This window comes from Legionella sp. PATHC039, from assembly GCF_026191275.1.
Taxonomy (GTDB): Bacteria; Pseudomonadota; Gammaproteobacteria; order Legionellales; family Legionellaceae; genus Legionella; species Legionella pneumophila.
In genome coordinates this window covers 178413-204165 of record NZ_JAPHOP010000001.1, presented here as the reverse complement: position 1 = coordinate 204165, position 25753 = coordinate 178413, and the positions used below count along the sequence as shown (strand labels likewise).

The window sequence follows — 25753 nt, the reverse complement described above, 5'->3', positions numbered from 1 at the left end:
TAAGGCAATACTGAGTCAACTCATATTTAAATGTTCTCTATACAGCCGTTCCGATAGGAGGCTACCCTGTTACAAATTAATCTCTGAAATCTCTCTATTCATCCTTAATCACCAAATAAATCATAACGGCTAAAATAGTAATGAAGATATGAAAAGCTGTGGTAAGGGCTGAGTTGAGCGTGGGAGACATCCACATACCAAACCACTCTCCTCCTATGGACATAAAAATCACTTGCCAGGTTACAAAACCCAACGTAAGACCTCCAATAGCCCAATTCTTGGAATGATTAAAAACAGAAGCACTTTCATTTCTTGCCTTAAACAATTTCCACGCACCAATTCCACAAAATATGGCGGTTAATAATTCCAGGATAACAATGATAATAAATGCAACATAATGCAGAACTGGACTAGTTATTGCTCGATAGGCGATGGTGGAATTAGGAAATATATCACTCATGGTTAATACTTTTACCACAGCAGGAAAATTGGCGGAATAATCAGTGATGTTTCCAAATGCAGTAAGTAAACAAAAAAAAGAAACAGCAACAACAAGCAACACTTTTGAGAATCTGATAATCATCATTTCATCCTTTGAAACAAGTTAAAAAATATGTATCACCTAATTGATAAGAGCGTTCGTGGAGAGGATGCTTATGCTCGTTTATCACCAAGCCAGGTTCGCTTTCTTCAAGCTTCGCTAACCAAACCGATGAATCAAAAAACCTTAGCCCAAACCCTTGCCCACTTTATTATCAACTACCCTTTCTCTTTGAGTATTTCTGGCAAAACGTAACAATAAATGATTCGCTCTGATCATCGCCTCGTTCAGAGCTTCCTCCGGACTCATCAAATCTGCAAACATCGCCTCTAAAACTTCATCATTAATTCCACGAATTTGATTTTGTGGACCCATGTGTTTATAAGGTTTCTCAGGTAAATTGTCCTCGAGATCTGTTCTGGCTAATAATAAAGCGGGATGTTGACTTGATTGCACAATGTTAGCGTAAATTCCTTTTAACCCCAACGGCAAATAACCCGTATGCTCATGCCAGCGCTTTTGCACTTCCGGTTTTGCAATAAATGCAAAGAATCTGGCAATTCCTCGATATTGCTCTTCTGTTTGTCCTCCTACAGCCCATAGAGCAGCACCCCCTGCCACATTCGCATGTCTTATCGGACTGGCCCCCGTATCCAAAGGCATTGTTGCAACACCCAAATGAAAAGGAACAAGGGCATATAAACTATTATAAGCCCCCGATGATTGACTAAATAAAGGACAAACACTACTGGTAAATAAAATGGTAGCATCATCAACACGACCACCATAACGAAAATAATGCAAATCATGCCAGCGCTTTAGTCGTTGAAAATGAGCCATTAATTGGGGAGTATGAAAAGCAGCACGAGCAGGATTACCTTGAGTTATGGGCAAGCCATGGATAGCAAGAAAAGATTCAAATAACACCCATCCAGGATAAGCCGTGGTATAAGTACAGTCATAACCCGCTTTTTTAATTTTTTCTGCCATTATTTCCATTGCTGACCAGGTTTGAGGGAAGTTATGCTTGCCATATCCCACCTTGGCTAAAATATCAGCATTATAGTACAGAACTGGTGCCGAGAGATTGAAAGGCATCGCCATTAATTGTCCATCCCTGCTATAAAACTCACGCACTGATTGAATAAAATCATCCTTAGGCAAACTGCTCCCATGCTCACTCATCAACAAATCAACGGGTTTGATCACACCAGGGGGAGCTAGCATAATTGAAGTGCCTACTTCAAAAATTTGAACTATTGATGGTGCTTGACGAGCTCTGAATGCAGCAGCAAAATTGGTAAGAGTTTCCGTATAATTTCCTTTGTAAATCGGTTTGACTCGATATTGATTCTGACTTTTATTAAAATCATCAGCAAGCAAACGGACTTCATCACCCAAATGCCCTGCCATCGCATGCCAAAAAACCAGCTCAACTGGTTTGGCTTGAGCAGGAATGACACTCAGAAAAATTAACAAAAGCAAAAAGAGTATTTTCATTTTAACAAGTCTGGATAATCACTAAAGAGAGCATCAACACCCCAATCAAATAACTTTTTGGCCAAACGTTTACGGTTTACAGTATAGGCGCATACTACATAGCCTTGATCCTTAACTGCCTTCACTCGATCAGCGGTTAATATCTTTCTATTGAAATGTATTGAATAACATTCCAATTGTTTCGCCTTCTGTAACCAATCTTTATCCCACTCATGCAGCAAGAGCCCTAAAGGCATTTCTGGAGCAATACTGCGGCATAATACCAAAGCATCCCATTCAAAACAGGAAACGAGAGGTAACTCTTTATTTTGGGGCCAATGCCGATGGATATGACTTAGCACTGATACAGTAGTTTGCTCAACCATTCCAGGGTAAGGTTTTATTTCTATGTTCGCCTGGACATCGGAAAAAGACAACCACTTTAATACGTCAGTAAAGTGTGGAACTTTTTCTCCCTTATACTGCTTCGAATACCAAGAGCCAGCATCAAGACTACGGAGATAATCTGCCTCCACCAGTCCCACCTCTCCTTTTCCATTCGTGGTTCGTTTCAAATTGTCATCGTGAATGATAAAAGGTTCACCATCAAGGCTGCACATCACATCAAACTCAATGAAACGGCAACCTAAAGACAATGCTTTATTAAAAGACGCCATCGTATTTTCTGGAGCATAACCCGACGCTCCCCGGTGACCGATAATTTTTTCAAGGACCAACTAATTAATCTCCCTGTTTGCGATTGGATGCTGCTTCTACCATAGCGGTCAATATTAATTCATTACTCACTGTCAATGGTGCCGGAGCAGCGGCCATCGCTAAAGCATTCATTTCTTTCGCTTGATAGGCTCTTGGTTGCTGGGGAATGTTGTCGCCCTCGAAAAAAACCAGGTTACTCACAGAGTAATTTTGCTTGGGATAGGCTTTATTCATACGATCAATTTCATCATTCACTTGCTGATAAAGCTGTTCACGAATCTTGGCACGTACGACTTGAGTCTCTTCCAAACTGGGTTTGAACTCCACACCACTGATCTCGTACTTGGCTCCAGGTTTACTGACCGATTTGGCATTCTGATAAATATTAGTCAGAGCAGATTGATCGACTCTTGCCTGAGCTTGTACATAAAGTTTCTCAAGGCCAGAACTATCCTGAGAACGGTCAAACTGCACCAAATGCCACTCTCCTTTAGCAATTTTGTTTAAGCTATCCATTATGTCAGCACGTGCTTTCACCAAATCAGCATTACTTAGAGTGGCATTGATACTGACATTGAGTAACGCTGTTTGGGTAGTAACCCATTTTTTAGCGGAAACTTGAAAAAAAATCTTATCAAGCACCAAATCTGTTGCCTCATTATCAGCCCAAACAAAAGGAGTTAAGACCATTAAACCCAGTATCCAGGCAATTTTTCTCATAATATGCTCCATTCATAATGTTTCTATTGGAATTAGTGTATACCAGCAAGCCAGAAGACACCACAGCAGTTTGAACATAATCACTCTAAAACAAATCCTATACGGTATTGCCCGCAAACGGTCGGATTTGAGCGCAGGTTGAGAAAATAAACAGAATAAAAAAGCGCGGTGTACATTAAAGTACATGAGCATTTTTTAGAATACTTTTGCTCATACTACACCAAATACGGCATTACCAGCAAACGGTCGGATTTGAACGCAGGTTGAGAAAATAAACAGAATAAAAAAGCGCAGTGTACATTGAAGTACATGAGCATTTTTTAGAATGTTTTTTTCTCAAGATGCGCCAAATACGGCCGTTTGCTAAGAATTACATTGATTTAATTGACGAATAGATCTATAACTTCTTCCAAAATTATTGCAAGAGGAGCTTAAAAATGATGTCTGTTGACAATATTAAAAATGATAACCAGGTTTTGGCTGAAGAAGATTTCCTCGAATACGCATTGTCTCATGGATTTGGTGATTTACATTTTAAGGTGGATCCGCAAACGGGGATGAAGGCTATGATTGCAATTCATAGCACCAAGTTGGGACCTGCTTTGGGTGGTTGTCGATTTATTGAATATCCTAATACTGCTGCTGCTTTGAAGGATGCTATGCGCCTTGCCAGAGGCATGAGCTTTAAGGCTGCTTCGGTCAATTTACCTTTGGGCGGTGGAAAATCGGTTATTATTAAGCCTAAGGTTTTTTTTAATCGAGCAGAATACATGCATCGGTTTGGTGAATTCGTTAATGAATTGAATGGCAGGTACATCACTGCTTTGGATAGCGGCACTGAATTAAGTGACATGGATATTATTGCTGAGCATACTGACTATGTTGCCAGTTTATCCAGATACAATGGAGATCCTTCACCTTCTACTGCTAAGGGTGTGTTAAGAGGGATTCAGGCTGCTGTTGCCTTTAAATTAGGTAAAGACTCTCTCAAAGGTTTGCATATTGCTATTCAGGGGCTTGGCCACGTCGGTTATGCTCTGGCAAAACAATTACACGAATTGGGCGCGACATTAACTGTTGCTGATATTTCACCTGCTGCTGTGAACATGGCGGTTCAAGAGTTGGGAGCGAAAGCGGTCGGCACTGACATTATCCATAAAGTACCGTGTGATGTATTTGCACCTTGTGCTTTAGGTGCGATTATTAATGATCTTACTATTCCCCAGTTACAAACCAGTATTATTGCTGGCGCTGCCAATAATCAGCTCGCACACACTTACCATGGCAAGATATTACACGAAAAAGGCATTCTGTTTGCTGTGGATTATGTGATTAATGCAGGTGGTTTGATATTCGCTGCCTCTAAATACTTACAAACGCCTGAAGACAAGGTAAGTGAGCAAATTGATAGTATCTATACCTCTCTGACTGAAATTTTTACTCGCTCTGCTAAAGATAATTTACCTACTAGCGAGATTGCTGACACTTTGGCTAAGGAAAAATTGGCTTAATTTGGATACCGTTTATGAAACATTTATCCCTTACTCCTGAGTTGTACGAATACCTGCTTGATATTTCCTTGCGTGAACATCCTGCTCTTGCGGCATTACGCAAAGAAACATCCACTATGGAACTGGCCAATATGCAGGTAGCTCCTGAGCAAGCCCAATTTATGCAGATGCTGATACGTTTGACTCGTGCAAAGAAAGTATTAGAACTTGGGACATTCACAGGTTATAGTGCCTTGGCCATGTCTCTTGCTTTGCCTGATGATGGGCAAGTTATCACCTGTGATATTAATGAGGGATGGACAAAGCATGCCCATCCTTATTGGCGTGAAGCCAAACAGGAACATAAAATTAAATTACGTCTTGGACCTGCTCTTGACACTTTACACTCACTACTTAATGAAGGAGGAGAGCGTCAATTTGATTTCATTTTTATTGATGCTGACAAGACCAATTATCTGAATTACTATGAACTGGCTTTAAAATTGGTTACACCTAAAGGATTAATTGCCATAGATAATATTTTTTGGGATGGGAAAGTAATTGACCCGAATGATACCAGTGGGCAAACCAGAGAAATTAAAAAATTAAATCAAGTGATTAAAAATGACTCAAGGGTCTTTGTCAGTTTGTTAGCTATAGCTGATGGGATGTTTCTGGTGCAACCCATTTAATCTGTAAAATCCCCGGCAAGCAATACACTGGATTGCTATGTAAATAAATACAAGGAGAATCTGATAATGCAAAATAACAACCCCTGCGGATTAGATGGCTTTGCCTTTTTAGAATTTTCAGGCCCTGATAGGAACAAATTACATCAACAATTTTCTGAAATGGGGTTTCAGGCCGTTGCCCACCATAAAAATCAGGACATTACCCTTTTCAAACAAGGGGAAATACAATTTATAGTGAACGCTGCTCCCGATTGCCAGGCAGAAGCGCATGCTTCAACTCATGGTCCAGGCGCTTGTGCAATGGGCTTTAAAGTAAAAGATGCCAAAGCCGCTTTTCAACACGCTATCGCGCATGGCGGTATAGCATTTCAGGATGCACCTCATGCCAATCACAGCTTGCCAGCCATCCAGGCCATTGGTGGTAGTGTTATTTATTTTGTCGATGAAGAACACCAACCCTTCTCTCATGAATGGAATATTACCTCACCAGAACCTGTAGTTGGAAATGGTCTGACCGCAATCGACCATCTCACCCATAACGTTTATCGCGGTAATATGGATAAATGGGCCAGTTTTTATGCTTCCATTTTTAACTTCCAGGAAATTCGTTTTTTCAATATCAAAGGAAAAATGACTGGTTTGGTCAGTCGAGCATTAGGTAGCCCTTGTGGCAAAATCAAAATTCCTTTAAACGAATCCAAAGATGATTTATCACAAATTGAAGAGTTTCTTCATGAATATCATGGCGAGGGCATTCAACACATCGCTCTCAATACCAAGGATATTTATAAAACAGTCAACGGCTTAAGAAAACAAGGGGTCAAATTCCTGGATGTACCGGATACTTACTATGAGATGATTAATGACCGCCTCCCATGGCATAAGGAGCCACTGAATCAACTCCATGCTGAGAAAATTTTAATTGATGGAGAAGCAGATCCCAAAGACGGCTTGTTACTGCAAATATTTACTGAAAACATATTTGGACCAGTCTTTTTTGAAATTATTCAACGCAAAGGCAATCAGGGGTTTGGTGAAGGAAATTTCCAGGCTCTATTCGAAGCTATTGAAAGAGATCAAGTTCGACGTGGTACTTTAAAAGAATTAAGCTAGACAAACAGCTGAAATGTAATGATGCTGTTTTTCAGGCATAAGCCAGGAGATCTATATGAAACTCGCCAGTTTGAAATCAACTCGTTCTCGCGATGGAGAACTCTGCATTGTCAACAGAATGCTGACCGCTGCAATACGCGTTCCTCATATCGCATCAACACTTCAATATGCCCTGGATCATTGGGATGTTGTTGAACCCAAATTACAACTGGTTTATCAACAGTTAAATGATAATCAAATCGAAGACGCCTTTGCGTTTGCTCCCGAGCTATGTGCCTCGCCATTACCCCGCGCCTATCAATGGGCCGATGGCAGTGCCTATGTAAACCATGTCGAATTGGTTCGTAAAGCCAGAGGAGCAGAAATGCCTGCTGATTTTTGGACCAATCCACTCATGTATCAAGGCGGATCTGATGCTTTTCTGGGGCCTCGTGATCCTATTTTGGTAAGCTCAGAAGCCTATGGAATTGACTTTGAATCCGAGGTGGCTGTTATCACTGATGATGTTCCCATGGGAATTGATCATACAAACGCTGCCCATCATATCAAACTGTTGATGTTGGTTAATGATGTCTCTCTACGCAATCTTATACCCGAGGAACTGGCAAAAGGGTTTGGGTTCTTCCAATCAAAACCTGCCAGCAGCTTCTCCCCGGTAGCGATAACCCCGGATGAGCTAGGTTCTTACTGGGATGGACAACGTGTGAATTTGCCATTAATTAGTCATTTTAATGGGCAATTATTTGGCCAACCCAATGCTGGAATTGATATGACCTTTTCTTTTCCAGAACTGATACAGCATGCGGCAAAAACAAGGTTTTTAACTGCGGGTACTATTATAGGTTCTGGAACAGTATCCAACCTTGACCGCAGCAAAGGTTCTTCTTGTATTGCTGAAAAGCGAATGCTGGAAATGATAGAATTCGGACAGGCAAAAACACCGTTTATGGGATTTGGGGACCGAATTCGCATAGAAATGCTCGATGGTCAAGGGTATTCCCTATTTGGCTCCATTGACCAAATAGTAACGAAATACGAGAAGGATTCCTTATGATATTGTATGACTATTTCCGCTCTACCGCATGCTATCGAGTAAGAATCACTCTTAATTTAAAAAAAATTGTTTACGAAAAAATTGAAGTGCATCTGGTTAATAATGGAGGCGAACAGCATAGCCTTCAGTATCATCAAATTAACCCTCAAGAACTTGTTCCCAGCCTCGACATTAATGGACATATCCTGAGCCAATCAATGGCAATCATTGATTATTTGGAAGAAGTCTACCCGGAAATACCATTGCTTCCTAAAGATCCCTTTATGAAAGCCAATCTAAAATCTCTGGCTTTAATTGTTGCTTGTGATATGCACCCCCTCAATAATTTAAGAGTGTTGAATCGCTTAAAGGAGCAATTTAGAGCCAGTCAAGAACAGGTACTGGAATGGTATCATCATTGGTTAAAAACAGGCTTTGATGCTTTTGAGGAAAAACTGGGAACTATGAAGCGCGACAAGCCAGTCTGCCTTGGAAGTGAGGTTAGTCTGGCAGACGTTTGTTTGATCCCCCAGGTTTACAATGCTCAACGATTTCATTTTGATATGGCGAGTTACCCAATAATCAATCAAATCAATGAGTATTGTCTAACCCTGCCGGCATTCCATGATGCGGCACCAGAAGCCATTTCATCTTAAAACCATGCTCTTCTCAACTCTACCGTGATTACGCCTTTAGGGGTTTTCTCCAACATACTCCAAGCTGTTTTACATCGTTGCAGGTAACCAATTAAAACATTTTGATTGCTGCAACGGTACCTTACAGGCATTGAATCATATTGCTCGTTAGAATTTACAGCCAAACAGTACTCACCATTAACCAATTCAATAGCCCAGGGAAAAGCGCGAGACATATCTAAGGTCTTATGGTGTTCATTATTCAAAGGTATCCCTACGTTAATTTGTACGCTATCACCAACCCATGGAGATTGGGGGCATACGGCCTCCATTTTTTTGCTACCAGCTTTCACAAAACAAGGATCAAATAATTGGTCTTCAGCCTGACAACGCCATGCGTCTTCGCGTATAATGATGCGGGATTGTTCGTAACATTGGCCAGACATTATTTTTTTAACGACAGGTGGTGCTTGTTCAAAAACATCACCAAAAGGTCTGTATAATTTTAGAACAGTATCGCTAGCGCTGGCTAAAAAAGAAAAAAAACATAACAATACGAGTAAAACTCTTTGCAGCATGGTGTTCCCCCACGGATTTTATTTAGTGTATCATCACATTTTAATTCAGGGTTTAGGAAATACTACAAACGGGAGAAAATCAATCCCTCGAAGGATTGGAATATTTCCTAAGCCCTGAATCAATCGTTTTCGATTTTGGAGTATATAATGACAGAAGTCTTTACTATAAAACAATGTCTCGACGGCGAAATCAGTATTGATGAAACCGTTACGGTAAGAGGATGGGTGAAAACTCGAAGAGATTCAAAAGCTGGCTTGTCTTTCATCAGCCTTCATGATGGCTCTTGCTTTTCTCCCATACAAATCGTCGCTACCGATCAGTTATCCAACTACCACAAAGAAGTAACAAAATTAACCGCTGGCTGTTCAATGATAGCGACTGGAAAATTGGTGGCATCGCAAGGAAAAGGGCAATTTTTTGAAATCCAGGCCGAATCCATTGAAGTGGTTGGATGGGTTGAAAACCCAGATACATATCCTATTCAAGCCAAACGCCATACTCTTGAGTTTTTAAGAGAAGTAGCTCATTTGCGCCCCAGAACCAATACCATAAGCGCTGTCACCAGAGTGCGTCATTCTTTGGCGCAAGCCATTCACCGTTTTTATCATGAACAAGGTTTTTTTTGGGTGCATACACCTATCATAACTGCCAGTGACTGCGAGGGGGCAGGAGAAATGTTCAGAGTATCCACTCTGGATTTATTAAATATCCCTAAAAATGATAAAGGACAAATCGATTTCAGTAAGGATTTTTTTGGTAGAGAAACGTTCTTAACTGTTTCTGGCCAACTAAATGTCGAAGCTTATTGTATGGCCATGTCCAAGGTCTACACTTTTGGACCAACATTTCGGGCTGAAAATTCGAATACAAGCCGCCATTTGGCTGAATTCTGGATGATCGAACCTGAAATCGCTTTTGCAAATCTGGAAGACATTTGTAAGCTCAGCCAAAGTATGTTGCGTTATCTCTGTAAAACTGTTCTTGAAGAGCGTTCGGACGATATGGACTTTTTCAATCAGTTTGTCGCGCCAGGATGCATAGAGCGCATGGAACATATTGCGGATTCTGAATTTGAAATTATGACCTATACTGATGCAATCAAAGCACTTGAGGCGAGTGAACAAAAGTTTGAATTTCCAGTTAGTTGGGGATTAGATCTCCAATCAGAGCATGAACGTTACCTGGCTGAAGTGCTTTGCAAAAAGCCTGTCATTGTGACAAATTACCCGCAAGAAATTAAGGGGTTTTACATGCGTCTTAACGACGATGGGAAAACGGTAGCCGCCATGGACGTTTTAGCTCCAGGCATCGGAGAGATTATCGGCGGCAGCCAACGCGAAGAGCGATTGGAAATACTGGATAGACGCATGGACGAATGCAACCTGAATAAAGAACATTACCAATGGTATAGAGATCTGCGCCGTTATGGCACTGTTCCTCATGCCGGGTTTGGCTTGGGCTTTGAACGTCTGATTAGCTATGTTACAGGAGTATCCAATGTGCGAGATGTGATACCTTTCCCTCGCACACCAGGTCACGCGGATTATTAAATCGGTAAAGGTCTAAAAGAGTCATCATCAACTTCAACTGTTTGTTGTTGGGGTTGGTGACTCTCTGACAGCAATCGCCGTCTATTTCTTGGCGAAAATATTTTTTCTAATATCTTATCAGCTGCATTACTCGCAAGCGGTCCTCCTGCATCAACTGTATCATAATGTTCCCTATTGAAATCAGGTCCAGGTAGAAATCCTTTATTACTTGTCTGTTCTGAAGAAGGTACTTTTAAATTTTCGGTTGAGTGAGGATAAAAAATAGAAAACCCTCTTCTATGTGACTTAACAGGGAGACTAGACTCTGATTTTGGCAATGGTTTGGCTTTTTCTTTGTCCTTAATAGTACTTGTAATTTCTTTCATATGAACTGTTTTATCTTTTTTTTCATCCATTGTTAATACTCCTTATCTTATTTTTATTCTCTCGCATACAAAGTACCTTCATGCAAAACGAGAACCCTTTCCATACGTTCTGCAATCCGCTGATCATGGGTCACTATAACCAGGGCGGTATTCATTTTTTTATTAAGATCCAACATCAAATCAAACACCTTCCGGGCTGTTGCCTCATCCAAATTCCCAGTCGGCTCATCAGCTAGGACACAATGTGGCTGATGCACCAAGGCTCTCGCTATGGCAACCCGTTGCCTTTCTCCTCCAGACAACTGAGCAGGCTTATGCGCTAATCGTGGTTTAAGTCCTACCTGTTCCAGCATATTAATGGCTTTTTCTTCTGCACCTTTCACAGCCATACCCGCCAGTAATAACGGCATCATCACATTTTCAAGTGCCGTAAACTCGGGTAACAAATGGTGGAATTGATAAACAAATCCTAATTGTTGATTGCGCAATTGACAACGTTGTTTTTCATTTATTTTTTGCCAATTGACATTGCCAAGAGTAATCAGGCCGCTAGTTGGTTTATCCAGCCCCCCCAATAAATGCAAAAGAGTGCTTTTCCCAGAACCTGATGGCCCGATAATAGCGATTCGGTCCCCTTTTGTTATGGCTAAGTCAACTCCTTTTAACACCTCGACTGTAGAGGTGCCATCATGGTATGATTTATACAGTTTTTGACTGGTTAAAATAATGTCATTCATAATGCAAAGCCTCCGCGATGACTGTCTTTGATGCTCGCCAGGCGGGATAAATGGTTGCAGCAAAACTCATTAATAATGCCATAGCACAAACTTGCCACAGATCACGAAACATAATTTTAGAAGGCAAGTAATCAACAAAATAAATACTTGAAGACAATACCTTCACCTGGAAAAAGGACTGCAACGCATTAACTATCTCCGTTGCGTTATTGGCCAATACTAAACCTCCTAACAACCCGAGAATTGTACCAACCAGACCAACCATCATTCCCTGTACAATAAAAACCCATAAAATGGTAGAAGGTTTAGCGCCAATAGTTCTTAAAATAGCAATCTCAGCTTGTTTGTCATTGACTACCATTACCAGAGAAGACACCAAATTAAAAGCAGCCACAGCAATAATAAGCAATAAAATCATAAACATCATCGTTTTTTCCATTTTAACTGCTTCAAAAAAGGCTCCAAACTGCTGAGTCCAATTGCCCACTTGATATCCTTCGCCCAAACGATCAGATAATTCATAAGACAATTCAGGTGCTTTATAGACGTTATTGATTTTCATCTTTATGCCTGAGACATCATTGTTGTCGAATTGCATTAATTTTTGGGCATCTTCGATATTAATAAATGCTAATTTTGTATCGAAATTAAATCCTGTTCCCGCAGAAAAAACACCTACAACCGTAAAGCGCTTGAAGCGTGGAATCATGCCGGCAGGAGTTACTGTTGCTTGCGGGATCATTATGGTAACCTTATCTCCAATCATCACCCCAAGACTGTCCGCAAGACCTTTTCCAAGAATAATCCCAAAATGTTTCAGATTATTCATATTACCTGCCAGTAGTTTGTTATTGAGATGAGTTACTGATTGTTCTTTCTCTGGCAAAATACCGGTTAGAACGATAGGCAAAACCTGACCTTCATGAGTCAATAACCCTTGACTTCCAACATAAGGTGCAATTGCCTTTATTCCAGGAATTGTTTCAACCTTTTTAACCACTTCAGGCCAATCACTTAACCGCTCATCAGGACCTGTTATGGTGATTTCAGGCGCCATCCCAAAAAAACGACGATGAATTTCCAGATCAAAACCATTCATCACTGATAAAACAGTGATTAAAACCATCACTCCCATGCCTATACCCAACATGGAACTTAGGGAAATAAAGGAAACAAAGTGATTTTTCTTACGTGAACGCGTATAACGTAATCCGATAAAAAGAGCCAATGGTTTATACATAATCGTATTCAGCTGGATTAAAGTTAGTATTGTACAGCACTTATAGAAAACGCCAAGATTGAAGCCTAAAGATTTTAAAGAACTTATTAATAATTCATCATCAGACAACCCACATAGATATCCACAGAATCTGTGGGTATTTAATTGTTATCAGTAGTGCATTTTTATTAATAAAAGAATAGAGGTCTTGCATAACCTGTTTCTTTAGTTTTAGGGCAAGGCGCAAACGTTTTGAGGAGCCGGGTTTACATGTAGTAAATGAGCACCACAGAAACGTTTGCAACGCGGCAATAAAACTAAAGAAACAGGTTATGCCAGAGGTCTAATATCAAACAATAAAAAGTTCAATATAAAATAAGATATGCCGCAAACAATTCACAGCACAGCTATAAGAGATTATAAAGTCTAAACAGAGATTAAGGTCGAAACTAATTCAGTTAATGTTAATGACCTTACTTTGGAGATATTACTGGTTTTGGCAGTAAATCCTGTTCCGTTTGTTCGACTGCTTTCACAGAAGCTGCTCTGGCATAAGGGAAAAATGAATTAACATTTCCTAACGTAACGGTCCAGACAACGGCATTAGCCAAGGTTCTCATTAGATTTTTAAGATAATCTCCCCAACCTAAATCTCTTTCTAATACGGGCTTGGCTTTATTAATTGCTTTTCCACATTCCACGTTAAATGCTGCTCCAGCTTGTTCTGTTGTTACTTGAGACTCTTTTAAATTACTTTCATAATTATTGCGTGCTTCTTTCAATTCGGTTAAAAGCTTCGATGCGACTCTATGAGCTTTGCCGAAATTGTGTTGATCGACTTTTCCAATTTTTGATTCAAGCTCTTCCAGTATTTTATCAACCTTTTGAAGGGATACCTTGATCATCTCTTCTTTTTTATTCTTTTGCTGTTCTTGCCTAGGAACTTTGTTGCGTTGCTCAATTTCTTTTTGCTTACGCTGCTCTTCTTCAAGCTTGCGTTGCTCAATTTCTTTTTGCTTACGCCGTTCTTCTTCAAGCTTGCGTTGCTCAACTTCTTTTTGCTTACGCCGTTCTTCTTCAAGCTCGCGTTGCTCAACTTCTTTTTGCTTACGCCGTTCTTCTTCAAGTTTGCGTTGCTCAATTTCTTTTTGCTTACGCCGTTCTTCTTCAAGTTTGCGTTGCTCAACTTCTTTTTGCTTACGCCGTTCTTCTTCAAGTTTGCGTTGCTCAACTTCTTTTTGCTTACGCTGCTCTTCTTCAAGCTTGCGTTGTTCAATTTCTTTTTGCTTACGCTGCTCTTCTTCAAGCTTGCGTTGCTCTTCAAGTCTGCGCTGTTCTATAGAGAGATCATGTTGTACAACAAACCTTTGCATATCATCTACTTTATCCAACAATAAAGCAAATGGAGTTTTTTCGAGAAGTCCTGAAGGACAGATAGCCCCTACTAATAAAGAAGGTTTCGAATTTGCAGCTTCGAGTTTATCTCCCACAGTAGAAAGAACTTTTTCCCTATCTGTTTTATACTGTTTAAAACTAGTATCGTATTCCTCTAATAAAGCTTCCGTTTCTTCTGTTTTTAACAAGTGATAATGTCCAGCCAAAACATCCAGTACCACTTCCATTGGAGGAATTGCCTCATCTCCATCTATCTTTTGAATTAATCCAGCACCTGAATTGTAAATAATAACAGGCTCCTCCAAAGATTGAATCATCGGAGTGACGTCATCTTGAGATAATTTAGTACCAGGTGTTGCAAATTGTCGGCAATAATTCTGATAACCCTCTCCTTTCCAATAAGCCACTAAGGCTCTCTCTGTATTATTTTCATTATCAGTAAAATATTTTTCAAATCTTTTTTCTTGCTCAGTTAAAATGCCCTCTTTGGGTCGAGCAATACAATATTCAAGGAAATCCTGATTGGCCGTATATAAAACTCCTTCCGGACCTGATAACAAATCCTCATTAGAGACTGCTTCTCGAAATTCTATATAATTATTAAAGCTTCCTACCACTTTATTTTGTATTGCATCACGTATTTTAAGATTTTCAGACATTTTTGTAGCAAACCACTCGCGAAGCATAAAACCAAGAACCAGAGTTTTTTCTACAATAAAATTGGGAGAAATAGGTTCCTCTTCCGGATTTTTATATTCTGCATACTTTGCAAATAAAGAAAGGGAATCAAAGTTAGGAAATCTTTTATGTAAATTTGACGCATAACTGTCACCACCCAGAATGGATTTAAAAGTAAAAAGATCTTTTGGCAAAGGGAAGTCATTCGCAATAAGATGCGTTGCATAAGTATGGAAAAAACAGTTATCAAATGCTCCGGAAACATCTAAAGATTCTCGTATTCTAACTGATAAAGATTTGACCATTTTTTATTCCTAAACTAGAGAAAGCTAGTATGCATAAGTATAATTATACAGGTCTATTATTAACGAATCATTAAGATTGTTTTTTGATCATGTGGGAACGAATAGTAAACAATGGCGAACATCATTAAGTTGGAATTTAAAAGCAGATTCATTGCAGTCAACATAAAGAGTCTGGAGCTAGGAAATTCTGCAATTTTGGTGCCCAGGGCCGGAATCGAACCGGCATGGTGTTACCACCGAGGGATTTTAAGTCCCTTGCGTCTACCTGTTTCGCCACCTGGGCATTCACTGTTTTTTTAATGGAGGCTGAGGCCGGAATCGAACCGGCGTACACGGCTTTGCAGGCCGCTGCATGACCACTCTGCCACACAGCCTCAAATCTATAGACTTCGCTATTGCTCTAAAAAAAAAGCGACTTCGATGTCGCTTAAATTTGGAGCGGGAAACGAGACTCGAACTCGCGACCCTAACCTTGGCAAGGTTATGCTCTACCAACTGAGCTATTCCCGCGTCTCTACGGGATGAGATTCTACCGAAAATAAATACCCTGTCAACAGCAAAATTAACTTTTTTTCATTAACTCTGGCCAGGCAATAGCCAAATAAATCACCATAGACCAAATCGTCAAAATAGCCGACACATAAAGAAGAACAAACCCAATGCTCCCCCACCAAGAAACAATAGGATTAAATGCCAGCAATAATACTAAAGCGATCATTTGCAAAGAGGTTTTAACTTTCCCTATGTATCCAACTGCGACGCTAGCGCGACTTCCAACTTCTGCCATCCACTCGCGTAAAGCTGATATCACAATTTCTCGTCCAACGATTACGATAGCAGGTATCGTGATATAATTAATATCCTTTGCTCCAACTAGTAATAACAAGCTTGTCGATACCAATAATTTATCAGCAACAGGATCAAGAAAAGCTCCGAAATGAGACATCATTTCAAGTTTACGCGCCAAATAACCATCTAACCAATCGGTAATGCTTGCAATAGCGAAAAGAACAGCAGCAGTCGGATGAGCCCACTTAAAAGGAAAATAAAATACCATAATAAATATTGGAATGATTGAAATCCGCATCAAGGTTAATATATTAGGCAAACTGGTTAACGTACTCACTGCTAAACATCCCCCTTTTTTTATGCTTCTGGCAACATAAGATAAGCCGACAACAAATTATAATCATCAAATACGGCCAGAGCACCTGCTGCTTTAAGTGCTTCCTCTTGCTGATGGTAAAAATCCATGCCTATAGCATTAACATTGATTCTTTTTGCCATTTCCATATCCGTTGTAGAATCTCCTATCATCAAAGTTGATGAAGGATCTCTCCCGAATTCATCCATAATTTCCTCAAGCATTTGTGGACAAGGTTTTGCCGGTACTTGTCCAGCAGAGCGTGTTACTTTAAACAATTGATCAAGCTCAGTTGCCTGAAGAGCGCGGATTAAAGAATTATGACCTTTATTTGTAGCAATGGCCAAATCAACCTTTGCTTGATGAAGTTGTTGGATAAATTCTAATACTCCTGGTATTAAACGCACTTCTGTTGGCCGTGAAATCATTGCGGATTGCACTGCCTGTAATAGATCTTCCTGCTGCCCAGCAGTTAGATTGGGCAATGTTTTTTTTACTGCTTGAACCAATCCTAAGTCTACATATTTTCTTGCTTGATATGGGTCAATATCACCAAAGCCCAACATTTTGGCTTCAGTAGCAACAGTATGTAAAATAACTCCCAATGTATCAGCAATCGTGCCTTCCCAATCAAAAATTACTAATTGATACGCACTACTCATAGCTCAATAGGCTCCTTGCACGTAGTTGCTTTAAAGTATTTCCAAATCCATCGTCTATATCCGCTTGAAATACCTGCTTTACTCCATTCAGATTGAATTGAATAGACCTTGCATGCAGATAAAGACGATTCTGTTGATAGTCAATACCTTCCACCTCACCCACCTTAGCACCGTATTTTTCATCACCAACAATGACATGACCAAAATAAGCACTATGAACGCGAATTTGATGTGTCCGCCCTGTTTTAGGAGAGGCTTCCACCCAACAGGACTGATGATAATTTTCCAGCAATTTAAAATCTGTTTCTGATGCCTTACCATCTTTTTGAACAGAAACAACTCTTTCCCCGGATTTCAATGTATTCTTCTCGAGAGAAGCTGCAATTGTAATTTTCTTTTTACCGTCCCAACGATGAGTTAATAAAGCCCAATAAGTTTTTTGCACTTCGCGGGCTTCCAATAGCGCTTGAATAGCCCTTAATGTACTTCTTTTTTTAGCTAATAAAAGACAACCGGAAGTTTCTCTATCCAATCGATGGACTAATTCCAAATAGGATAAATCTTGCCTGGTCTTTCTTAAAGCTTCAATAACCCCTAGGCTTAAACCACTACCACCATGTACTGCAATACCCGCTGGTTTATTAATTACCAACAAGGAAGAATCTTCAAAAATGATACTATCCTTCAAGCGTTTTGCCAAACTATCACTTACAAATACTTCCTTAGAATCAGCCGTTCGAATTGGTGGAATTCTTATAATGTCTCCAATTTGTAAACGACTGTTAGCCTGGGCCCTTTTTTTATTGATCCGAACCTCACCACCTCGAATAATTCTATAGATATGGCTTTTAGGAACCCCTTTTAAAATTCGAATCAGATAATTATCCAAACGCTGCCCATTCTCTTCGGGGCCTATTTCTTTATAACTTACTTCACTCATTGTCAATAAACCTGTTTTCTGAGCGTGATTTTTTTGATATGATTAGATATCGTACGGGAAAATCCCTGTACGACCGAATTATAACGTATAAACAGAAAAATAGTTTAATAATCGATTCATAATCGATAAAAGATTTGTAATTAATTAGTTAAAATACTTGCGTTCATCTTAATTTTTCATCATAAATGAAGAATGAAAAGTTAACAGAATAGCATAAATTTAGTTAATCTGATAGCAAATCAAACTAAAGAAGCACCTGCTCAGGCGAATATAAAACAGTTTGAATTCAATAAAAACTTGAACCACAAGTTGAAGAATCATCGCTGTTTTTTTCATCTTGATACGCGTGAGTAGATGCCTAGAAGAAAAAACAAAATGCGCTTCCATTTAAGTCGAAGATATAAGGAAGCGACCCAATACCAGAGTAAAATTGATAATTATTTCGACAGATACCTACGCATGCCAGACATGCTTTATACCAATTACGAATTATTGCCGGGCTTTTGCACGCCTAATGAAAGGCCTTTTTTTCCCAACCCACTTAATCTGTAAACGGTACATCACACAGTGTGCACCTTTAACTATTCAGGTAACATGCGTACGGTCTGTCCACAAGGTCATGGGTCAGCTTAAAATCTCTCTCCCTACCTGCTTCATAAAATTGTTTTTCAAAAACAAAACTGAGCAATTAGGGAATAGGCTGTTATCATTTCGCCAGAACAATAGAGACCAAGACATTAATTTTCTGACGCCCTCTCTCAGCATATTTAAGATGAATGCAAGATATGGAACTAAGAAAGTTAACTTCGTGGCAAGAAAACTGTAGAAATGATCATATGCTATATTGAGCCTTACACTATCTCGATGTAAATGCATGCGCCCTACAATATGGGGTTATACATGGAAAAAATGCTAATCAATGCAATGCAAACAGAAGAAATTCGTGTTGCACTAATTAAAAACAATCAATTATTTGATCTGGATATTGAATGCCCAGGCGAAGTAAAGAAAAAAGGTAATATCTATAAAGCCATTGTAACAAGAAGAGAACCAAGTCTTGATGCTGTTTTCGTTGAATATGGCTCCAAACGCCAAGGTTTCTTACCCCTAAAAGAAATAGCACCTGAATATTTAAGCAAAAACCCGGAAGAGTTTGGCGATGAGAAACCTCCAATTACCAGCCTAATTCGTGAAGGTCAAGAATTACTTATCCAAGTGGATAAAGAAGAAAGGGGAAATAAGGGAGCCGCTCTAACAACTTTTATTACCTTGGCAGGTTGTTACTTGGTTTTAATGCCCAATAACCCTCATTCTGGTGGAATATCAAGACGCATTGAAGGCGAAGAGCGAGATGAATTACGTGAAACATTAAATGCTTTAACTCTTCCTGAAGACATGGGTCTTATTATTCGCACTGCAGGGGTTGGGAAAAGCCTGGAAGAGCTGCAAGATGATTTAAACATGCTTTGCAATCAGTGGCAATCCATCAAGGAAGCCTATAACTCAGAACTAGCGCCTTGCCTGATTCATCAAGAAGGTGATGTGATTATTCGATCAATTCGCGACAATTTGCGAAAATCCATCAGTGAAATTATTATTGATGATCAAATCTCGTATATCAAAGCAAAACAATACATTGAACGCGTAAAACCAGAGTTTTTACCTAATCTAAAACTTTATAACAGCAGCATACCTCTTTTTAATTTCTATCAAATTGAAAGCCAAATTGAAACAGCTTATCAACGCCAAGTTATGCTTCCTTCTGGAGGTGCTTTGGTTATAGATAGAACTGAGGCTTTAGTATCAATTGATATTAACTCAGCCAAGGCTACAAGCGGTGCTGATATCGAAGCGACGGCATTAAATACTAATCTTGAAGCCGCTGATGAAATTGCTCGCCAACTTCGCCTGCGTGATTTAGGTGGCTTGGTAGTTATTGATTTTATTGACATGAGTTCAAGTAAAAATCAAAGAGAAGTTGAAAGTCGACTCAAAGAAGCGCTGCAGGCTGATAGAGCCAGAATTCAGGTTGGGCGAATTTCGCGCTTTGGTCTTCTTGAAATGTCACGGCAACGTCTCCGATTATCATTAGGAGAAACTGCCCAGGAGGTTTGTCCTCGTTGTGAGGGTAGAGGAACTGTACGGAGTATACAATCTCATGGCTTATCGATTACTCGTCTTATCGAAGAAGAAGCACTCAAGGAAAAAACAGCTGAGATTCAAGTGCAATTGCCACCAGAAATGGCCACATTCATTATGAATGAAAAACGCAATTTTATCAGAGATATTGAAAAAAGGCATGGCGTGAGTGTCGTTGTTATTGCGAATCCTTATTTGCACCCTCCACAATATACGATTACTCGTCTGAAAGAAGACAACGTAGGGAAATCCAAAAAACCAAGCTACACTTTGATTCAGCAACCAGACGTAGAGGTTCCCAGCAGTGATAAAGAGCCAGCGTCGCATGACGAGCCTGCAGTTAAATCTTTTGCTGAACACAGGGTTATCAAACATCCTCAAACCAGTTTCATCAAACGATTATGGACCAGTTTATTTGGTGGTCATTCAGCTACCCATGCCGCAACTCAAGAGCCCGGTAAACAACACCATCATCGTGCTCAGAATCAAGGAAAACATGCGTCTTCAAAAAGTTCAGGAGGAGATAAGCGTCAGCAAGGTAGCAACGCAAATCGCAGACGTCGTTCAGGCGGAGGTCAGCAACGTTCTTCATCGGGCAATACAAATGCCGCTGCGAGTGCAAACCAACAACGAAAAAAATCCAACGCGAATCAGCAAAGTCATGGTGGCCAACAAGGTAATCGTTCAATCCCGGCAAAAAATGAAAGCAACAAAAAAAGGGAAACCATACTGGCTAAAGAGCAAGAGGAGAAATAGGGTGTATTAATTATTTAGCTATTCACCTTTTCAATGAAAGTTTATCCGCACAGTCCAGTTACCTCTGGATTGTGCGGATAAAACAGAGCGCATTTTCTTGTCAGGATACCGATTTTAAAATTGTAACTATTCACCAGGTATGCAAATTTTTCTGTTTATAAGCCCGATTATTTGAGTTTTAATTGACTAAAGCAATAGTTTGTCTATCTTCTACTACCTCTAGTTTAGGTTGAGTGACATTACCCTTGGGCGGACTATAGATTCCATGGGAAAGTAAACCTGAATGAACAGGGTCATTACTGGGTTTAACATTTTCTTTGTCTACTATTCTTTCTAATTTATGTAAACCCAATTTTTCCAAGCGTTCAACTTGTTGTTCCTGACGCTTTAATAATTCACTATAACGCTCATTGCTTTGTTTTAATTCCTGTTTGACTATTTTAAGTTCTTCTTCTGCCTTGCAAATTCGTTCAGCTACTTGATCAAAACTAAGCTGTTTGTCATTCAGGAATCCATCTAGTTTCTTTTGAAATGAAAGACGTTGCTCTTCATCAGCTATAACCGTTCCTGTTAAAGTCTGGACTGTACCTTCCAATGTTTTCGCAACTGTTTTAGCCTTTTGAACTTCGAGACCCAACGACAACCTGACTTCATGTAATTCAGCTATTTTTTCGGCCAACTGCAATTGGCTTTTCTCGTATTCCTTTCTAATTTTGGACAGTTCTTTTTGATTCTTTTCCAATAAATCAGTTTGTTTTGTTGTAGATTCCTGCAGTTTTTTGACGGTTTGCTCCATTTCATTTGTATCTTTACGGAGCATCTTCTCAATTTCAATATATAACTCGACTTGAGCACTCAGCGATTCTACTTCATTGCCCAGTCTATCGATGTTATCAGTTAATCTGAGGTTTTCATTCTTAAATTTCTCAATTTCTTCTGCAAATTTTTTGCGAATTGAATCCAATGCCTCAATCGTAATTTGTAACAGATCTGCCAGACCAAAAAGTCCTTCTTTTAATCGTTTAGCAATATTCACATTGCAAGTATGATGGTCGTCCAAAACAATTGCGCCTGCTGTATAGGTTAATCCTGTTACTCCTCCTATTACTAATAAAACACCAATGTGGGCAAATAATCCTACTGCCAAAGTAGGTGCTGTCAGGACAATGCCACCTGTCACTTTCTGCCACATCGGTAGTTCGCCCCAGGCTGATGCAGCGCGAGTAATCAGGCTGGGATTCTCCGCTATACTGTCTACTATTGATTCCAGGCTTTCTTTAACTTGGCTCAGTTGTTTTTGTGTATCGACGATTTGGGCAAGACTACCGCTTTCAATTTCAGGAGTGCCAGTACTTGCCTTAGGATCCTTATCAGTACTGTCCAAGCTAGAAGTAGTGATTGTTGATTTGCTATCATGTTGGATCAATACTTGAAGCTCTGTTTCATTAGTAGCCATATTTACTCCTTACGATTAAAAATCTTCCTTAGATGTCCATTTTTAATCATAAATTATCAATAAGACAAGTAATTCTTGCATTTTTTGCAATTAAATTTTATTTTAATAAACCTACTACAAAAAAGATCTGAAAATTCAAATACTAAGTCAAAATGAAGCATTATCATCTTTTGACTTATTAATGCTCTTTATGAATTAATATTCTTCATGCAATATCAGATGACAAAATAATCTTTTCTTTTATTTAAAAATAAAAATTTGCCTTCACATGCAAATAGAACAATCAATTTGCCACTAAAATTATTTCTGTAACTTGTATCAAAAATTGATACAATTACGCATTAAAAAATACAGTTCATTTTCGTTTTTAATAATGAGGACGTTTCTCTAAATGACATTTCGCATTGGTCAACGCTGGATAAGTAATACCGAATCGCAACTGGGTTTAGGCATTATTACTGAAGTAGATGGCAGACAAGTTTCTATCAGTTTCCCGGCTGCTGGGGAGGACAGAATTTATGCTATAGATAATGCGCCATTAAGCCGCATAGTCTATAAAACAGGTGAAGAAATACTTACTAATGATCAGCAAAGAATAAAAGTAACTTCCATCCAGGAACAAGATGGTGTTTTACTGTATACAGGAAATGACGACTTGGGAAATGTGGCTCAAGTTAGTGAGCTGGCACTTAATTGTTTTATTAAACTTAACTCCCCTCAACAAAGACTCTTCAGCGGATTATTAGACAAACTAAATGCTTTTAAACTCAGAATTAAAACATTAGAGCATTTAGGCCGATTACAACAGTCAAAAGCAAGAGGCCTATTAGGCTCACGAACTAACCACCTTATCCACCAAATCTATATCGCTTATGAAGTTGCCCAAAGATTTGCTCCCAGAGTGATGCTTGCCGACGAAGTTGGATTGGGAAAAACCATTGAAGCGGGAATGATTTTGCATTATCAACTGCATACTGGCCGTGCTTCACGCGTACTGATCATTGTTCCAAATTCATTAATTCACCAATGGTTTGTCGAAATGTTAAGGAGATTCAATCTGCATTTCTCTATCATTGGTCCAAATCAATACGATGCTATGCCAACCACACTTGATGAGTTGGAAGATAACGACAATCCAATCGAGCCAGCATCAGAAGATGGCAATCTGTTTGAAGATGAACAACTGGTATTAACCAGCCTGGATTTCCTTATGGAAAATGAAACAGCACGTCAACAGGCATTAGCCGCGCAATGGGATCTTCTGGTAGTAGATGAGGCGCATCATCTCTATTGGTCGGAAGACTCACAAAGTCCCGAATACACGTTCATTGAAAAATTATCCGCTCGAAGCACAGGCCTGCTTCTTCTTACCGCAACTCCTGAGCAAGTTGGAATGAAGAGTCATTTCGCTCGTCTTCGTCTACTTGATCCAGCACGCTTTTATGATTTTTCAGCCTTTGTAAATGAAGAAAAGCAATACCATGAAATTAATAAAATAGTTCAGGATCTCATGGATTATAAGGAAAAAAATGGCGTAGATGAGTTAAATCCCCAACTCCACTCTCACTTAAAACAACTCTTGGGTAAAGAAGCTCCTGCTGGCATTAATGCAACGATCAAAGAGTTGCTTGATAGATTCGGCACAGGTCGAGTACTTTTTCGCAATACTCGTGCAGCGATTAAAGGATTTCCCGAAAGAAGGATACACCCTGTCGCATTAACATGCCCAGCGCTTTATTCCAAGATAATCAGAGAATCCAACTTAATCCATCTTTACCCTGAAACTTTGCTTAATAATGACTCCTGGATAGAGCATGACCCCCGAGTGCAATGGCTTGTTAACAAAATTGATGAATTACGTCCGGAAAAAATTCTGGTAATCTGCGCAAAGGCAAAAACAGCCATTAGTCTGGAACAGTATTTAAAATTAAAAACAGGCATTCGAAGTACTTTATTTCATGAAGGACTTACCATTATAGAGCGTGACAGAGCCGCCGCTTATTTTGCAGAACAAGAAAATGGTGCACAGGTTCTTGTTTGTTCCGAGATAGGAAGTGAGGGAAGAAACTTCCAGTTTTCCCATCATTTGGTTTTGTTTGATTTGCCATTAAACCCTGACCTTTTAGAACAGCGTATCGGGCGTTTGGACCGTATTGGTCAAAATCATCCCATTGAAATTCATGTACCCTATTTAGCGGGTACCGCGCAGGAAAAGCTATTTCGCTGGTATCACGAAGGAATCAACATTCTTCAACAAAGCTGCTCTGTTGGCTTTTCAATTTTTGAAGTTTTTGAAAATCGGCTGACACCTGTTTTATCCAATCCCCTACAGGATACTAGCGAGCAATCATTAGAGAAGCTTATTGCTGATACTCAATTGCATACCCAGCATATTAAGGAAGCCCTTAATGCAGGAAGAGATAGATTACTAGAATTAAACTCCTGTAATTACACTATAGGGAAAGAACTCATTGAAGCGATAGAAGCAGAAGAAAATTGCCTTGAACTTGAAAATTACATGTCGCAAGTGTATCAGGAGTATGGAATTGATCAGGAATATCATTCCGAGAATGCCGAAATATTGCGCCCTGGTAACCACATGAAAACCGCTCATTTTCCTGGGCTAAAAGAAGACGGTATGACCGTCACTTATTCTCGCTCTAAAGCCCTTGTTCGGGAAGACATGGAGTTTTTAAGTTGGGAACACCCCATGGTTTACGACACTATGGAAATGATCCTGGAGTCAGAACTTGGCAACGCCACAGTGACTACTATTTCAATCAAAAGCATAAAACCGGGTACCCTCTTCCTGGAAACTTTTTATACCATTAATTCTTCCGCCCCTAAATACTTACAACTTGACCGATTTATTCCTTTATTGCCAATTCGAATTTTGATGGATACTACCGGTAAAAATTTATCAAGCATTTTAAGTTATGAGCAGCTTAATAATCTGTGCCAACCACTTAAACGTCATCTGGGTTATACTGTTATTAAACAAGTGCGTGAAGACATTGAATCGATTCTGCAACAAACCAACAAAATCGCAGAAAGCCAGATGAAATTATTTATTGAAGAAGCAAAATCAACGATGAAGCTAACGACTTCTCAAGAAATTAATCGACTGGAATCCTTGCAAAAAATTAATCCCGCTGTTCGTGATGAAGAAATTGAGTTCTTTAAAAAGAAAATTTCAGAGAATAATTACTTCATTAATAGCTCCACTTTAAAAGTTCAAGCCATCCGTGTCGTAATTAATTTAAGCTGATAAACAAGTAATCTTACTACACGCAACAATAAACATTTATTGTAAGTGGTACGTTACGATTTTCATATGACACTTTAGTATGGCAAAACATTCATATATTGCATATAGTGCAGGGCAAGACCATACCATTAAGTACACAA

21 protein-coding genes and 3 tRNA genes are annotated in these 25753 nt (G+C 39.5%); 8 read left to right on the top strand and 16 right to left on the bottom strand.

What is annotated here, in order from left to right; all coding sequences use genetic code 11:
• Positions 1–94: 94 nt before the first annotated feature.
• The 4 genes from OQI99_RS01020 to OQI99_RS01005 all read right to left on the bottom strand — a co-directional run bounded on the left by OQI99_RS01020 (position 95) and on the right by OQI99_RS01005 (position 3457).
• Positions 95–583 carry a DUF2165 domain-containing protein gene (locus OQI99_RS01020; RefSeq protein WP_322783708.1) on the bottom strand — a complete coding sequence of 163 codons (489 nt, stop codon included), beginning with the start codon at positions 581–583 and terminating at the stop codon, positions 95–97.
• A gap of 144 nt (positions 584–727) precedes the next feature.
• Positions 728–2041: an extracellular solute-binding protein gene (locus tag OQI99_RS01015; protein WP_265731091.1), complete on the bottom strand. Its 1314-nt coding sequence runs from the start codon at positions 2039–2041 to the stop codon at positions 728–730.
• The gene (gene ugpQ, locus OQI99_RS01010; RefSeq protein ID WP_061512686.1) at positions 2038–2757 is read right to left on the bottom strand and encodes a glycerophosphodiester phosphodiesterase; all 720 of its coding nucleotides are present in this window, start codon (positions 2755–2757) and stop codon (positions 2038–2040) included. The genes OQI99_RS01015 and ugpQ overlap by 4 nt, the downstream gene beginning before the upstream one ends.
• Before the next feature lie 4 nt (positions 2758–2761).
• Entirely contained in the window at positions 2762–3457 is a 696-nt protein-coding gene (locus OQI99_RS01005) for a hypothetical protein (RefSeq protein ID WP_061512685.1), read from the bottom strand.
• Between the two features lie 437 nt (positions 3458–3894).
• On the opposite strand from OQI99_RS01005, the gene OQI99_RS01000 reads away from it, so the two are divergent.
• The 5 genes from OQI99_RS01000 to maiA all read left to right on the top strand — a co-directional run bounded on the left by OQI99_RS01000 (position 3895) and on the right by maiA (position 8441).
• Positions 3895–4968 (top strand): Leu/Phe/Val dehydrogenase, encoded by a 1074-nt coding sequence (locus OQI99_RS01000; protein WP_061512684.1) that lies wholly within the window; start codon positions 3895–3897, stop codon positions 4966–4968.
• 14 nt (positions 4969–4982) lie between these two features.
• Positions 4983–5639: a class I SAM-dependent methyltransferase gene (locus tag OQI99_RS00995; RefSeq protein WP_061512683.1), complete on the top strand. Its 657-nt coding sequence runs from the start codon at positions 4983–4985 to the stop codon at positions 5637–5639.
• A gap of 66 nt (positions 5640–5705) precedes the next feature.
• Complete coding sequence (gene hppD, locus OQI99_RS00990; protein WP_061512682.1) at positions 5706–6752, top strand: 4-hydroxyphenylpyruvate dioxygenase; 1047 nt, start codon at positions 5706–5708, stop codon at positions 6750–6752.
• A 55-nt stretch (positions 6753–6807) separates the two neighbouring features.
• A complete protein-coding gene (locus OQI99_RS00985; RefSeq protein WP_265731090.1) occupies positions 6808–7806 on the top strand; it encodes a fumarylacetoacetate hydrolase family protein in 999 nt (332 codons plus the stop codon).
• Entirely contained in the window at positions 7803–8441 is a 639-nt protein-coding gene (gene maiA, locus OQI99_RS00980; RefSeq protein ID WP_011947139.1) for a maleylacetoacetate isomerase, read from the top strand. Before OQI99_RS00985 ends, maiA begins: the two co-directional genes overlap by 4 nt.
• On the opposite strand, the gene OQI99_RS00975 is transcribed toward maiA, so the two are convergent.
• Complete coding sequence (locus OQI99_RS00975; RefSeq protein WP_015961402.1) at positions 8438–8998, bottom strand: hypothetical protein; 561 nt, start codon at positions 8996–8998, stop codon at positions 8438–8440. The genes maiA and OQI99_RS00975 overlap by 4 nt on opposite strands.
• Positions 8999–9145: 147 nt before the next feature.
• On the opposite strand from OQI99_RS00975, the gene asnS reads away from it, so the two are divergent.
• Positions 9146–10549 carry an asparagine--tRNA ligase gene (asnS, locus tag OQI99_RS00970; protein WP_061512679.1) on the top strand — a complete coding sequence of 468 codons (1404 nt, stop codon included), beginning with the start codon at positions 9146–9148 and terminating at the stop codon, positions 10547–10549.
• Here asnS and OQI99_RS00965 read toward each other — a convergent pair.
• The 10 genes from OQI99_RS00965 to OQI99_RS00920 form a co-directional block, all read right to left on the bottom strand.
• Complete coding sequence (locus OQI99_RS00965) at positions 10546–10944, bottom strand: hypothetical protein (RefSeq protein WP_061512678.1); 399 nt, start codon at positions 10942–10944, stop codon at positions 10546–10548. The genes asnS and OQI99_RS00965 overlap by 4 nt on opposite strands.
• 23 nt (positions 10945–10967) lie before the next feature.
• Entirely contained in the window at positions 10968–11651 is a 684-nt protein-coding gene (gene lolD, locus OQI99_RS00960) for a lipoprotein-releasing ABC transporter ATP-binding protein LolD (RefSeq protein ID WP_061512677.1), read from the bottom strand.
• Positions 11644–12891 (bottom strand): lipoprotein-releasing ABC transporter permease subunit, encoded by a 1248-nt coding sequence (locus OQI99_RS00955; protein ID WP_265731089.1) that lies wholly within the window; start codon positions 12889–12891, stop codon positions 11644–11646. The genes lolD and OQI99_RS00955 overlap by 8 nt, the downstream gene beginning before the upstream one ends.
• Before the next feature lie 452 nt (positions 12892–13343).
• Positions 13344–15248: a hypothetical protein gene (locus OQI99_RS00950; protein WP_061513869.1), complete on the bottom strand. Its 1905-nt coding sequence runs from the start codon at positions 15246–15248 to the stop codon at positions 13344–13346.
• Positions 15249–15444: 196 nt separating this feature from the next.
• Positions 15445–15531, bottom strand: a tRNA-Leu gene (locus tag OQI99_RS00945).
• A gap of 17 nt (positions 15532–15548) precedes the next feature.
• Positions 15549–15622 (bottom strand) — tRNA-Cys (locus OQI99_RS00940).
• 60 nt (positions 15623–15682) lie between these two features.
• Positions 15683–15758 (bottom strand) — tRNA-Gly (locus OQI99_RS00935).
• A gap of 52 nt (positions 15759–15810) precedes the next feature.
• Complete coding sequence (gene pgsA / locus OQI99_RS00930; protein ID WP_061513868.1) at positions 15811–16374, bottom strand: CDP-diacylglycerol--glycerol-3-phosphate 3-phosphatidyltransferase; 564 nt, start codon at positions 16372–16374, stop codon at positions 15811–15813.
• Positions 16375–16394: 20 nt separating this feature from the next.
• The gene (locus OQI99_RS00925) at positions 16395–17054 is read right to left on the bottom strand and encodes an HAD family hydrolase (protein WP_061513867.1); all 660 of its coding nucleotides are present in this window, start codon (positions 17052–17054) and stop codon (positions 16395–16397) included.
• A complete protein-coding gene (locus OQI99_RS00920) occupies positions 17047–17994 on the bottom strand; it encodes an RluA family pseudouridine synthase (RefSeq protein WP_061513866.1) in 948 nt (315 codons plus the stop codon). The genes OQI99_RS00925 and OQI99_RS00920 overlap by 8 nt, the downstream gene beginning before the upstream one ends.
• A gap of 900 nt (positions 17995–18894) precedes the next feature.
• Between OQI99_RS00920 and OQI99_RS00915 the strand changes: the two genes are divergently transcribed.
• Positions 18895–20889: an Rne/Rng family ribonuclease gene (locus tag OQI99_RS00915; protein WP_061513865.1), complete on the top strand. Its 1995-nt coding sequence runs from the start codon at positions 18895–18897 to the stop codon at positions 20887–20889.
• Between the two features lie 178 nt (positions 20890–21067).
• On the opposite strand, the gene legC7 is transcribed toward OQI99_RS00915, so the two are convergent.
• Positions 21068–22345, bottom strand: coding sequence for a Dot/Icm T4SS effector LegC7/YlfA (legC7, locus tag OQI99_RS00910; RefSeq protein ID WP_061513864.1), 1278 nt, complete (start codon positions 22343–22345; stop codon positions 21068–21070).
• 391 nt (positions 22346–22736) lie between these two features.
• On the opposite strand from legC7, the gene rapA reads away from it, so the two are divergent.
• Positions 22737–25613, top strand: coding sequence for an RNA polymerase-associated protein RapA (gene rapA / locus OQI99_RS00905; protein WP_265731088.1), 2877 nt, complete (start codon positions 22737–22739; stop codon positions 25611–25613).
• Positions 25614–25753 lie beyond the last annotated feature (140 nt).